This window comes from Legionella sp. km535 (assembly GCF_003990085.1).
Classification (GTDB): domain Bacteria; phylum Pseudomonadota; class Gammaproteobacteria; order Legionellales; family Legionellaceae; genus Legionella; species Legionella moravica.
In genome coordinates, this window is record NZ_RZGU01000012.1 from 39,963 (window position 1) to 54,158 (window position 14,196).

Consider the following 14,196-nt stretch of genomic DNA (forward strand, 5'->3'; position numbering starts at 1 on the left):
AATCACGATGAATAAAGAGAGGATACAGGCTCTAATTAATTCTGATTTAGACGAATCGGAAATAGCAAAGGAGTTGATAAATTGGTTTATCATCGAGCCTGATTTGATTCATTCACGTTATATATTGGATAGAACAGTTTTCCATCTATTAGTCATTAAAAATAAACCACTGGTTCTGAACGAGCTATTAGAAGATACTTCCTGGAAAATACTACAGACTAAGCCCTGGCTTGAAATTGCTGCCACCCCTGACAGAAATGGCTTTACTCTATTCCATTACACGGCACAAAGTGATGAAATTGCCAGTGCAACAATGGATGTTCTGTTTAAATTTTTACCCAAGCATGTTAATGTTCCAAATAATCTGGGTAACACCCCTCTGCATGAAGCAGTAATAGCGCAAAAGCTATGGGCAGTAAAAAAGCTGGTAGACAACAAATGCGACCGATCCGTAAAAAACAATCATAAAAAAACGGCCCTTGAACTGCCAGAAATCAACCCAAAATTAAGATTGGCTCTTTTGGCTATTGATCTGAGTAAATTAAAATCCCTGGATCTAAGGTTTCGATCACCAGCTTCAAGCCATGGAGAGGCAAGCCCGTCAAGCCTGGACAGCTTGCGTGAATCCTGTCCATTGCTTTCAACCGGACGTTCCTCTGATGCGTCGTCATCAACATCAAGGAGTATTGAACCCTTACATTCATCATTAAGATATTCAGACCAGGGAATATCAGAATCCGATACTTCTGATTTCGATCTTGATCACGAAGCACAAGTTGATGGAATTCAGGTTATTGGGAATAAAACAGCTTTTCAACTCTTAAAAAATCTGGTTATTAACTATCAAACCAATAAGCGTTCCGTCATCTCTGCATCATTACTCAATGAATTCAATGAACTCTGCACGAAGAGTTTATTATCCGATGACTTCGTGCTCAGTCGAGAACCATTTTTTCAAAATCCAGAAAACAGTGAACTAATTCATAACATAATCAGCGGGATGTATCTTCGCGTTGATGCACTGTACTCTCGTATTCAAAATAAAACATATGCATTAAACAACGATTTTCTTTACATGCTTGCCTCAGATATTTCAATTGCCGACTCGAAACCACGGATTCCGCCTGAATTTAACTCAGAGACAAAAAAAAGCCAGGCATTGGAAAACTTATGGCTACTTACTGCATGCCAAACATCTCACACCTCAACACGAAAATTTGATTTTACGATGATAACTCATCGTGCTATTGGGATCCTCAGTTCACTTTCTCTACGTCAGCTATTAATTCATTTAAGGTCGTTATATCCCTATTTTGATAAAGACCAGAAAATAGTAGCAAACTTCATAGTAACGCAATTGATTTATTACAAAGCAATTGACGCGGTGAAACCAAAAACAAAAACGGCGATACAACTTCGATTTTTAGCGAAATTAAATACTGATGAGGAGAAAGGCTTGGGGCAACTCGGAGTAGATATCAATAATCATCTCTTTAAAATCAACGACTTATGTTCCACTTACCTCAAACGACCTTTATTGCGTAATTATTATATTTTAAACCAGGGTATAAGTTCACCTGATATCATTAAATTTAATCCATCATTTGATACGATAGTAGATCAAGCGCTCTCAAAAACCCGTGCCAAAAGAGATGAAGAAGTACAAATCATCGCCCATGAACTGAGAATGTTCACCGTTTCTTTTTATCAACAGGTGTCTATAACAGAGTTTCATAATAAAAACTGGGAAAAAATGGATCTCTGTCCTAATAGCGAGAAGGAAGAACATCATTGTGACAGCAATTGTGTCACTGTAGGAAAAAGCACTCTAGCACCTAATATTATTGAATTTACTGAGAATTTCAACAAATTAAGTAATTACTTCGTCGTAAAAATATTAGATCAACCTATAAAAAATTTAAAAAACGCACTACAGCTTCTTATTGAAATAGGTCAAGCGTTATGCCCATTAAATGATGAACAATACCCTGACATCAATCATTTAATGGTAATTAGCAGTATCTTTAACAATACCAATATCTCTCGACTCGTCAATTTTGCTAGAGACTTATCTGCTGAAGATAATGCGTATCTCCAGGAAATTGATACCATAACCTCTGGAACTAAAAATTATTTGATGATGCGCAATGTGTATTCACAATTTAGAACGACACTACCGTTCCTGGGATTAATAAAAAGAGATATAACCTTTGCAAACGATGGCAATGCCCATTCAGAACCATTAGTGCGCGCTGAGGCATTTGGTGAACTATTAAAAAACCTGTTGTCTATTAAAATATTAATCAATTTTGAACGAACTCATTTCCGAACTGATTTTCCTGTATTTTTAAAAGCATACAAATGTCTTGATGAGGATAATGTCCTCAGAGCCTCTTTAAGAAAAAAACCAAGAAAAATTGATGTAATTCATTGGGAACATACCCCTGAAAATATGAGTTGTAATTTAAATACGTTGATTAAAGACTATTTATCCAATGATATTATTCCATCAGTTATCACCTCTAAAAAAACATACAAACCCAAACATTTACCCTCATTTTTAATAAATTCAATCAAATCACTAATTAAAACATTTAAAAGAGAATTTGACCCAAGTCACCCTGAGCACAATGACAATTTATTCATGTTGCTTAGCATCTTAAGCAAATTATCGATCGCCATTCCTGAGTTAATTAGAGTAAATCAATTTTATTACAAGGAAGATGAGTTAACTGTAATGAAAAGCGTTCAATTACTGCTGGTAAAATTGGATGAATTAAAAAAATCAATACAGCCATCTATGCCCTTATTACTGGAACAGAAAGACAAAAAAGATCCTGAAGATAACGATACAGAATTACGCAAAACCTCGAAAAAAAGAAGAAGCTCTCATTTTTTACCGGGATACAGCATATTTAAATCAGGAATCGAACGTCATGATGTTGCTGTAGCTGGATGCAGTTCTGATGCATGCTCGACAACAGAACAGATATTAAAGTGATCAAATTGCAGGCTTAGATTAAGCATGCCAGACAAAAGAATAAAAACACACCCACCAACCAGACGAATAGAAGCGTACTTTATCGTGTTACCAGGCGCAAAGGTTGGTGGAAAACCAATCATGTCGAAACAATCTATTCAAGCCTCAGCAGGATATATCACGGAATTTTCGTGATTCCCATACCATATTTCCTCCTCGCTTAAAGTCGTCTCGATAAATTCAATGGGTACACCTTGTTCTGCGATCATGGCAACTTTAAAACCAGAAAAGGGTTCATAAGGCTGCAAAATCACCTCTTTTCCTTGAATTGCCAACTCCAGATTATCCACTTTAAAGGCTATATGAGGCTTGGATTGAATCAAAGGATGCAAAGGGCAGCCCTCTTCAAAGCGGTGGTATTGAACCCTGAATTCACTGTCTTGACCGCCACTGGTATACATTTTAAACGTAGAGCTGTATTGTTCACCTTTCCTAATCTCTGAAGTTGGAATTCCGGTATGGTGGTATTCATATTTGATCGTACAAATGGTCATAGTGAGTTTCTGTGTTTATTAAATACAATCATTATATTATTTAACACCCCATGATTTAAATTAATAAAAAATTAATATATTATGAACTTAAAGTTCACAATTAAAAGCGTCATGCATTTTTATAATCCATTAAACTAAAAACACGCTTAAGAAGGACTGAAGGATGTTGGATTTTAAAAAAGAGATCATTGCAGCAGAACATCGTATCCGCAGCTCCATTCGTGAGACACCATTGGAACATTCATTATCCATTAGTAAACTCACCCAAACACAGTGTTATCTGAAATGTGAAAACCTGCAATACACCGGATCGTTCAAAGTAAGAGGCGCACTTAACACGTTGTTGTCTTTGTCCCCAGAGCAAAAGCGGCAAGGGGTGGTCACCGCATCATCCGGAAATCATGGCGCAGCAGTTGCTTTTGGAATCAAAAAATTAAACATCCCGGGCTTAATTTTTGTGCCGGAACATGTGTCCCCTACCAAAGCAGACAATATTCGCCAGTATGATGCACAACTCAAACTTTATGGAACAGATTGTGTACAAGCTGAATTTCACGCCATAGAATACGCCACACTTCATCAAAAAACATACATTTCACCATACAATAATGCGCAAGTTATTGCAGGCCAAGGCACTCTAGGGCTTGAACTGTTAAGACAATTAAATCAAATCGATGTGATTCTGGTGCCTGTTGGCGGAGGAGGATTGATTTCAGGAATTGCAGGTTTTATAAAAGCCGTATCCCCCCGGACAAAAGTGATTGGCTGCTTGCCGGAACATTCACCAGTAATGGCTGAATCCATAAAAGCTGGAACGATTATCGAAATGAACAGCTTACCCACCCTTTCGGACGCAACTGCTGGTGGTATAGAAACTGGCGCCATGACTTTTAATTTATGCCAGCGTTATGTTGATGACTGGATTCTGGTTTCTGAACAGGAGATAAGTAACGCCATCATAACTCTGCTGCAAACACATCATATGCTGGTGGAAGGTGCCTCAGGAGTCGCTCTGGCCGCACTGATTAAAAATGCAGAGCATTTTTCCAGCCAAAATGTGGTTGTTGTATTAAGCGGGGCTAATATCGGTCTTGATACTTTAAAAACAATTTTAATTTAATCCTAAAAGAGAAGATGACCTGACACCTAAGCAGGAATCCCTTTATTTATTTAATTCTATAGGTATACTATGTGTAAAGTTTAATCTAATTGGCCTATAAACAGAGCTTAATTTAGATTAGGGCTCAATATCTTTTTAATTTAAAACAGAAGATCCCCTGTACTGATTTTCTGTAACCTTATGATAATAAACGATGTATTTACAACTAAACGAAACATATTTCCGACGAAATCGCAGTCGAGACAGAGAATTTGGGGATATATTCAACAAAACCTCCAAAGGTCTAAACAGTTTAATGCCTCTGATTATCACCATGTTTTTTACCCCGGCATTAATTACCACAACTCTTTTTTCAAAAGAAATTATTCTTATCCTGGCCAATCTGTCTCTCAGTTTGGGCTATCTGACTAACTTTGCTTACAGAATTTATAAAAATCAGGTAAGTAAATCCGAACTATTTGTATCCTTTATTTCCTTGATAGCATTCCTGACTCTGGCTTATGTTCTTTGCCCCCCTATTGCGACCCTCACGTTTGTCTCTGCTCTTACAGCAATTAATATGATGGCTGTGGCAGTGAATCTGTTTTTCTTGATCAAACACGTGATTGTCCCCCCCTGTAAAAAACTCATCGAAAATGTTGCCCAATTTTTAGGTTTTGATATAACAGGACGATATTATTCCAAACCACCATTAACTCTTGAAAACGATCGTTTTATTATCGATCATTTACTCAGAACCACCTACAAACATGACAGTTACTCTCCTGAGTTTAAGCCTGAAGAGCTGGAACGCTTTAACAACATGCTCACTAAATTGAGCCAGTATATCGACAAATACGATGAATCCTTGCTGGGTTACATTAATAACCAGGCCGTTATTGCTGATCTGGAAGATCAAATAGCCAAATTAACTACTCAGGGCAATCCCGATGCAGGCTATACATTCCTTCGTAAAAAAATTGGATTTAAAACTACAAAAATACATCTTCTGGAAGAGGCCAGAGCAAAATTATTATCTGAACTGGAGTCGCCTAAAGACACTAGATTAATGTTCCGATTTTTTAAAGGTGTGGAGGAAACGGATTATGTATCGAACCCTCAACCTGTTCTAAGAGAAGGTTTAGAATCCCTGCAAAATGAAATTCAAAGGCAGCAGGATAAGATAGCGTCTCTAAACGCCTGTTTGCCTAGCCCAGGCATTCAATAAAATAAAACGTAACATAATCGACTGCCTTCCCCTTTATATTCCCTTCATCAAGTACGTTGCGATTCATGTTGTTCTGATAAAAATCACTAAAAGACACCAGGTTCTGTGAATAAAGATTCGATTTGGCTTGTTTCGCTAACGTTAATAATAGCGTTCTTTGATGCAATAAATACATTGTGTTCCTATAACCAGGTAAAATTGCGTAACGATTCAATTGGTTACTGCCTCATAATCCAACCTGAAGACCAAACATATGAATCAAATCAACCCAACAAGATTACCTGTGATATAATCAGATTAAAAATATGATTTATTATGTATTTAATCGTCAGTTAAGGTGGATTTGTTAAAATCCAAAAAATCTGTAACCGTTTCGAGTGGAATCATGCCGAAAAAGCGCAAATTAAAGAACTCATTATGTACCCTGAGCAAAACCGAGAATGGCTACGCCATCAATCCACCTGCCCATAAAGGTTTGGTCATTAGTGGTGGGGGAGCAAAAGGACTGGCTTACGCAGGTATGTTTCAGGCAATGCATGAACGAGGAATACTCAAACATCTGACTCATGTTGGCGGCGCTTCTGCCGGAGCAATGACTGCGAGTTTTCTGGCCGTTGGTATAAGCACTGAAGACATATTAAAAATATCTACTCAACTCGATCTGACCAAGTTATTAGACAGCAAAGGGATGTTTTCTCGAGCCGAAGGGACTCGCGTACGCAATATTCTTGAATTGTTTTATATCGTACAAATAAAACAACATTTGAATGCTATACCCGAGCCAGAATCGGAGGAAGAGCACATACAGTACAGAATATTAAAGGCCAAAATCAATCTGTACGAGCATGCTTTAAGCAGCCAAAACATTAAAATGGATACCATTGAGGACATCCTGCAATTCGCGAAATCAAAGACTAATCTCAAAAATCTGGATAAAGCGTTTACCCAGCTACCCAAATCACATAAAAATGATTCTGAACATGGAATTGAAAATCCAAGAATTACATTTAATGACGTGTCTCGTTTAAGAGCAATCATGCCAGAAGATCAAAAACATCTGATCAAGCATTTGTCCGTAGTCACAACCAATCAATCCCGAAAAGTCATTGAAACCTATAATGAAGACAGTGAGGCTGATGCATCGATTGCAGAAATTGTGCAACAATCAGGGGCTCATCCAGTTCTGTTCAGACCGGCTAAAAATGCAAAGGGAGAACTTATTGCTGATGGGGGTATAACAAACAACATGCCCACAAAAGCGCTGGAAAATTCCGGATTAAAAGCTGAAGAAATTTTATGTACTAAAGCAGAGGCGGGGCACAAATTTGCAGCACGGCTTAATCGAGTGAAACATCACGGATTAGAGGCTGTTTCTGATTTTTATAGTTTTATCGATTCAATAATCCTGGAACTATTGGGAGGTAAACTTTTTGCCGGACAGGTAAAAGTTCTTAATCGAGAAAAAATTTTCTACCATCTGGGTAATATGCTTTATCTCAATACAGGTAAAATTACGACAGTTACCACATCCCCCTCTCAGCAACAAAGAGAGCAGGCGATTGAAACTGCATACCAACAAACCCTTGAATTCATTGACAATCAAATTAAAACTTTCGACAACGCATTAATTGCCATGCTATATCTGGGTATTGATAATCTGGATCAGGCCTTAATTAATCAAGATACCGATGAAGAGCTCTTCAGGACCGCGGCTCTGGCCAAAGAAATATCCTTATTGCAGAATGAAGTAGTTAATGAATTAAATATAGGCCAACATCAGAGTGCCATTGAACTCATTACTCAAATTGAAGAATCCATACAACAAAAAGCGCAGTTGAATGAAATTCAACAGGACCATGCCTTGTCTCTTTGTCTAAAACAGATTAATTATTTCAGTGAAGGCAAACTTGAGCAATACATTATTAGTAAAGTAAGAAACGAAGAAGAAGGTCCTCAAGTACATTGGTTTATTCGCTTATTAAAGCTCTTATGGAAACCTGTAGAATGGGTGCTTTCTCTGTGTTCTCAAACACAGCCAAATAAAACCCAAACGGATGCTCAAGCTGTTGAGAAAGAACAACAACACAAGGTATCGACACCTCTTCGGATACTGAGTTTTCTATCCTACAAGGAACCCAGTCACTCCAATGCACTTCCGGATGAGTCGATAAATAACGATGATGAGGCATACTTTACCAGTCAACCTGATTAACCCAGGTGTCCAACCAGCCAAACCCGATGCTTTTCAACAATCCATGAACGCCTCATGGATTGTTGAAGAGTTAAACCTGCTTTAATTTGTTCATAGCAACTACGGGCTGTTGACATTTCATTATGTTCAAGCCTACTTTCCGCGACTTGTTCGCGGAATCGATAGATCTTGCTCAAAACGAGAATATATTGCACCTATAATGATTGAATTGGATCCCGCAAACAAGTCGCGGGACGTCGAAACTTGAATTGTCAACAGACCCTAAAGAATGTATCACGGCTGTCCCATTAAAAATATGACGTCTTTCCGAGCGTAGCGAGGAATCTCCTGCAAGGTTGCACGATCCCATTAAAATGCGGCCATTAAAATCATATCAAGAGTTGAGTCTCCCCAGCCAGCCTTTTTCTGCAGGCGCCTAATGCTCATATCCTTAAATTTCTTTTTGGTATTTTGTAACCTGTTCAAAATAATATGCCGAACCATCGCCCTATTTTCAGGAGCATGATCGTTGCGTACGCGAGAATCATCTTCACGTAATGTAACGTCCAATGATAATTAATGCATTAATTCAGATAGTGCCAATTTGCAGGAGATTCCTCGCTACGCTCGGAAAGACGTCACATTTTTAATCGGACAGCCTTGAAGAATGTATCTATAATTTCTAGCCCGTCATTTGCTCATAAAGAAGCTGAAAAAGACCTCATGACAAACATTTGACCTTAAATCGTACTAAAAAAAATCAAATGCGTAAAATAGTTGCGAATAGCCTAGAGTCAATGTTATGTTGAATGTAAGGGATTTAGAAGTGGAGTTGATAATGGAATCATGGATTGATTTAATTGGCTATATTGCTTCTTCTTTAGTATTTGCTACCTTTTATGTCAAAAGGATTTTGACGTTACGACTTATCGCGATCTGCAGCAATATTGCGTTCATACTGTATGCATTTGAGTGCCATTTATACCCTATTTTCATCCTGCATTCATTATTATTGCCGCTTAATCTCTATCGAATTTTAGAATTAATTCGCACTGAATACGGTTACTCTCTGTTTCGGCGAATTGATATGAAAGTACTTAGATAATATCGCTTTTTTCATTTCAATAATAACACGTCAGGTGTACAAAAATGATATATTGGAAACTTTTGATCAGTTTAACCTTAATTGGGTGTTCCGCTATGTTACAGGCTGAAATGTATCAGCCGCAATGCCCTCAGGAAATAAAAACAACTGAGCGGATTAATGACATTCCCAAGGGATGGGAAACCATCAAAGGTATAGAAAACAATTATTGGAGCAACATCTCCTTTTATTCAGATCATCCAGATAAAATGGCGAGCTTAAAACCGGATTTTGCCAATCAAAAAAAAGCAAAATGGGTGTTTTCACCTCAGGAATTGATTTACCTCGTGTGTCATTACAATAAAAGCAGCATTGAACTTACCCAGCCATTACCCCCAAAAACCACTCAATGCACTCTGACTTACAATCCCAATTTAATGGGAGACCGTGGTTTTCTTCCAGAAAAAATAGAGTGTATGAAGCAATCCTGAGGGTTTGTATCGGGACAAGTTGAAAAAATTCCCTGATAAGATACCCCCTAGTGGATAATATTTTTGCCTTTTTAGCCTGTTAGATTTATAGTATCCGACATTTTCTGACCAAGTATAGCCTCTCTTATAAAGGATTCGTCAATGGATACTCAAACAGTACATGATAAATTAAATCGACACCTGAATTTTTTAGCTCAAGATCAAGAAAACCTGGCTTTATTAATTGAAATCAGTGATATGTACATAGAGCTGGGCGATCTGGATTCCGCTCACCACTATCTGAAAAAAGCCAGTGCAATAAACCGCGAAGCCTGTTTGGGCCATCAGGGTTTGCTGCATTTAAATCAAGGGCAATTGTCAGAGGCTAAAGAATGCTTTATTGAAGCATTAACGCATATGGATACACCCGCTCTTCGCTATAACCTGGGCTTTACCCACTTTGTTACCTACGATCTGGATAATGCATGGGACATATTATCACCGATACTGGAAGGCGAACACTATCCTGAAGCAGAGTTACTAATGGCACGTATTCTTCACCGGCAAGACTCTCTGGAAGAATCCATCAGTCTTGTAGAGCATGTGCTGGAACATAATCCAGAAGATTCAGAAGCCTTGGGGCTGCTGTCACTCCTTAATTTTGACTTAAATCAGGAAGAGGCAGCGTTACAAGCCTGCACCCAGGCTCTGCAACTAAATCCTGATAATTATGATGCAAAACTGGTGCATCTGTTACTGCGGCTCATGACTCAAGAAACAAGTGTTGAAGAAATTGAAGAATTATTACAGATTAGCCCGCAGGACAGTCGATTATGGTTTGCCTTGGGTAATACCTACATGGTTCAGGGAGATATGGAAGCAGCAGAGCAGACATTAAAAAAAGCCATAGAAATTTATCCTGATTTCTACGATTGCCATATTGCCCTGGCTTGGTGCCAGCTTCTGAATGATCGCATCAAAGAGGCGCATGAAACCTATCAAAATGCGGCTCAACTTGTCGATGAACTGGCTGATGCCTGGGGTGGACTAGCTTTGATACACGCCCTGACAGAAGACTTGCAGCAAGCCGAGCTGTTGATCAATAAAGCCAATGAATTAAACCCCAACTGTTTTTTAACGGAGCTTGCAGAGTCCATTTACTTTAATCATAAAAACCCACAAAAAGCGAAGGAGCTTTTAGTACGCGCATTAAAAAACAGTGAATTACCCATCAGTAAAAAGCTTGCCTTAATTCTTGAGGAAACTCAAAGTACCCAACAAATCCATTAGAATCTGTTGACAATTCATGTTTCGACGTCCCGCGACTTGTTCGCGGGATCCAATTCAATCTTTATAGGCCAATATATTCTTGTTTTGCGCAAGATCTATCGATTCCGCGAACAAGTCGCGGAAAATAGGCTTGAAAATAATGAAAGGTCAACAGCCCCTAATCTGAACAGATTAACTTACTTCCAAACAAGAGCATCCTGCTCTTGTTTGGAGCCTTCAGTTATTCTCTTCTTTAGCACGACAATACGTCTCATCTATCATCAGCAAAGTAGCCAATGACAAAGCCAACGATAAGGGTAAAATAGCCAAAGCGGTATGATATCCATGCAAGCTAAAATGATGCATGCCGTTCACCATGGTACCATCCCAGTTCCAATCAAGAAGCAATCCGACCACGGGTTCAAATAATGCTTCAAACACTGAGTTAAAAGTATTCATAATACCCAAAACAGTAGCAACCAATATTAAGGGAAATAATTCCCGAATCATGGCAAAACTGGTAAAAAATCCACTGGCACAAAAGCCAAAGAAAAACAGAAGAATGCTTAAGGTTAATAGGTATAAATTGGGACTGTATAGAACAACCAAGAGGCTAATTAAAGCCAGTCCAGTGCCAATAAACAATATAGGCTTTCTGCGCTGAATCCAGTCAGATAACCACCCCCAGAATGGTGCGCCTGCTGCAAAACCGATAAAAATAAAGGAAATAGCAAGAGCTGCATCAGTTTTTGTAAGATGATACGCTTTTTCCAGGAAAGGGACGCCCCATAATCCCCCAAATACCGAAACTGGAGCAAATGCCAATCCGCTGTACAAAGAAAGTGCCCATGCCTGTCTGTTGGTAATGATTCGTCGCAAAAGGTGACTGACTTTTTCCTGTTGTTTTACTGTATCTTGCTGTTTGGATGGCTTATCCCGCAATACCAGAAAATAAATGATTCCAAGGAGAATACCCAAAATACTCACTACTTTAAGAGCAGCGCGCCATCCTATATTCTGGACCAGCAAGGACAATGGCATTTGACCACCAACAGCACCCAGCATGGCTGCGGTCATAAACATACCAGAAACCAAAGCAAATCGCTTGGGGGTAAACCATAAAGCGGCTATTTTAAAACAGGAAACAGCTGCAAAAGCAGCACCTGCACCCATTAGCGCTCTACTAACACAGGCTAACCAGAGTGAATCAGTCTGAGAGAAAATAAAAGTACTGATACTGCATAAAAATATTGCTGCTGTAGTCAATAATCGAGGACTGTAACGATCCAGCATCACCCCTACCGGAATCTGCATAACCAAATATGAGTAAAAATAAAAGGCCGAGAGATTACCAAGACCAGTCGCATTCACTTGAAAGGCATTCATTAGGTCACCAGTCATCACACTCGGTGATACCTGAAGTAAATACTTATAAAAGAAAAAACTTGCAGCTATGGTCCAGATAATCCAGGGATATGCTTTTGCAAGCCAATGATGTTTACTTTGAACAGTGTTCACTATAATAACTCCTGACTCTGATTGAACAGATTTGGGTAATTCCACCAGTTTTAATCGCTGCTGGCACAAAATTAAGCTCTGAACCAAAGAATAAATTCTGTTTAAAAGTGATTCAAATCTTTGATAAAGAGTTTTTTATCTGCCTGGATCTTCGCCCTGAGGCGGGGCAGATAGTTTAGGAGATAAGCCGACTCAGAGCTGAGAAATGGGTAAAGCTGACCACCACCACGACAACAAGTGATAAAAGATTAAAAGTATAAAACGACATCGCCGCAGTCAGACAAAAGTGTCTTTGACTTCTGGAACTAACATGTGTCGGGAGTCGATTATTGCTCATAGTTAAGAATACAGTTCGTTATAATCACGCCTATATGCTAACTTTTTAAGCAATATTTTGTCAATATATCCTTTAAAATTAATCATTGCGTCATGTTTTCAGGAAAAAAACTCTGAAAGACAAAGAGTGAAATAATCTGCTCCTGAACCAAGCTTCAATTAACTTGCGGAACGTTGGGAATAGATAGAAGATTTGTCATCAGACCTGAGTTATTAAAAGGGTAATGATTTTTATGTTCGCTATTCATTTAATATTTGACTTTTGTGAACTGAAATAATACAATGAGTCTCGCTTTTTTACTATGGTGATCCTGATGTTTGAATTATTTTATAATACTGCATTAAACGCTAAGAGTCCTGAAGAATTAAGCAATAACCTCTATTTAATAGGTCTGGATGCCATAGACCCCAATCCCCCATTCCTTTCCGTCGCTGGTAAACTGGCAGCAAAAAATAAAACTCGCGCAGTGGAACACATGCGTCAATCCGGGGCCAACGTCCATTCCATTGCAGCCGGATTTGCCATAGCAGGAAATGATCAATTCGTAGACTATTATTTCAATGAATTTAATGCGGATCAGAACCACATAGCTTACGGTTATGCCTTCGTTGGAAATCATAAAAAAGTAGATGAATATTTAACCCGTCATAACGCCAGTATTCACTTTGTACTTCAGGGTTTTGCCTTAGCCAATAATCATAAAAAAGTGAACGAATATTTAGCTAATTATCGTCCCAATCTCATGCAAAAAAATGTAGTATATGAAAGTGCTGAAGAAAAAAAGACTCAGCTCGAATACCGCAGATCATTCTACCAAGGCCTGTTAACCTGTATCGCAGAGTCCTATGCATTAACGGACAATCTGAGTAAAGTCGAGGAATATCAATCCAGAGGCGCATCAATTGATAATATTGCCAGAGCCTTTGCTCTTGCAGGCAATCATGCAAAAGTTGAAGAGTATAGAGTCAAATATGGTGCCGATGTTTTTAATATTGCTATCGGATATAAGGCAATGGGACGAAATACCCCTTCATTTTATCGTGCCTTACTTGCCCTGAATACTTATGGTGAAGCAGGAAAAATCGTCATCGATGCAATGATGCGCTTAAAACAAGGCCAGGATCAATTTTGGAATCCGTATTGGATGAATAGCGGTGAAAAATTAAAAGAGATCATTGATGCTGTAGAAACCCTGCCTCAGGATACAAGTCTGAGTGATGCCATAAAGGATGAACATTCCAGAATTTATAAAGCTCTGAACATGCATCGAATAACCCCACTTACCTTTTTAGGACGATTAGGTTTTTACCACACCAAATCAGTTCAGACTGCTGGTGAGGAAATAACCAAAACACTGCCCTCTGAGACCATGCAACAACCGTAAATTCACCCCAAGGTGTAATGACAGACGATAAAAGAGCATCACCACCCAACAAGACATTCATGCCTGTTGGGTGGTGAATAAC

The 14,196-nt window shown here is 38.7% G+C and carries 11 protein-coding genes; 8 read left to right on the forward strand and 3 right to left on the reverse strand.

Features of this window, described 5'->3' with window-relative positions; genetic code table 11:
* Nucleotides 1-7: 7 nt before the first annotated feature.
* Nucleotides 8-3,001, forward strand: coding sequence for a RasGEF domain-containing protein (locus ELY21_RS08440; protein ID WP_127108662.1), 2,994 nt, complete (start codon nt 8-10; stop codon nt 2,999-3,001).
* A gap of 137 nt (nt 3,002-3,138) precedes the next feature.
* Here the strand turns inward: ELY21_RS08440 and ELY21_RS08445 are convergent, their stop codons facing one another.
* Nucleotides 3,139-3,534, reverse strand: coding sequence for a hypothetical protein (locus ELY21_RS08445; protein ID WP_127108664.1), 396 nt, complete (start codon nt 3,532-3,534; stop codon nt 3,139-3,141).
* Nucleotides 3,535-3,697: 163 nt separating this feature from the next.
* Between ELY21_RS08445 and ELY21_RS08450 the strand changes: the two genes are divergently transcribed.
* A complete protein-coding gene (locus ELY21_RS08450; RefSeq protein ID WP_127108666.1) occupies nt 3,698-4,654 on the forward strand; it encodes a threonine/serine dehydratase in 957 nt (318 codons plus the stop codon).
* A gap of 295 nt (nt 4,655-4,949) precedes the next feature.
* The gene (locus ELY21_RS08455; RefSeq protein WP_127108668.1) at nt 4,950-5,861 is read left to right on the forward strand and encodes a hypothetical protein; all 912 of its coding nucleotides are present in this window, start codon (nt 4,950-4,952) and stop codon (nt 5,859-5,861) included.
* On the opposite strand, the gene ELY21_RS08460 is transcribed toward ELY21_RS08455, so the two are convergent.
* Entirely contained in the window at nt 5,842-6,036 is a 195-nt protein-coding gene (locus tag ELY21_RS08460; protein ID WP_127108670.1) for a hypothetical protein, read from the reverse strand. The two genes, ELY21_RS08455 and ELY21_RS08460, sit on opposite strands and share 20 nt — an antisense overlap.
* Nucleotides 6,037-6,246: 210 nt before the next feature.
* Here ELY21_RS08460 and ELY21_RS08465 point away from each other — a divergent pair, with 210 nt between their 5' ends.
* From ELY21_RS08465 to ELY21_RS08485, 4 genes are all read left to right on the forward strand, one after another.
* The gene (locus ELY21_RS08465; RefSeq protein ID WP_127108672.1) at nt 6,247-8,073 is read left to right on the forward strand and encodes a patatin-like phospholipase family protein; all 1,827 of its coding nucleotides are present in this window, start codon (nt 6,247-6,249) and stop codon (nt 8,071-8,073) included.
* A gap of 817 nt (nt 8,074-8,890) precedes the next feature.
* Entirely contained in the window at nt 8,891-9,157 is a 267-nt protein-coding gene (locus ELY21_RS08475; protein ID WP_028383887.1) for a hypothetical protein, read from the forward strand.
* Nucleotides 9,158-9,201: 44 nt separating this feature from the next.
* Nucleotides 9,202-9,627, forward strand: a complete 426-nt coding sequence (locus ELY21_RS08480) for an STY0301 family protein (RefSeq protein ID WP_127108676.1) — start codon at nt 9,202-9,204, stop codon at nt 9,625-9,627.
* Nucleotides 9,628-9,768: 141 nt separating this feature from the next.
* Nucleotides 9,769-10,896, forward strand: coding sequence for a tetratricopeptide repeat protein (locus ELY21_RS08485; protein WP_127108678.1), 1,128 nt, complete (start codon nt 9,769-9,771; stop codon nt 10,894-10,896).
* A gap of 216 nt (nt 10,897-11,112) precedes the next feature.
* On the opposite strand, the gene ELY21_RS08490 is transcribed toward ELY21_RS08485, so the two are convergent.
* Complete coding sequence (locus ELY21_RS08490; RefSeq protein ID WP_127108680.1) at nt 11,113-12,393, reverse strand: MFS transporter; 1,281 nt, start codon at nt 12,391-12,393, stop codon at nt 11,113-11,115.
* Between the two features lie 650 nt (nt 12,394-13,043).
* Between ELY21_RS08490 and ELY21_RS08495 the strand changes: the two genes are divergently transcribed.
* Entirely contained in the window at nt 13,044-14,114 is a 1,071-nt protein-coding gene (locus ELY21_RS08495) for a hypothetical protein (RefSeq protein WP_127108682.1), read from the forward strand.
* The last annotated feature ends 82 nt before the right edge of the window (nt 14,115-14,196 follow it).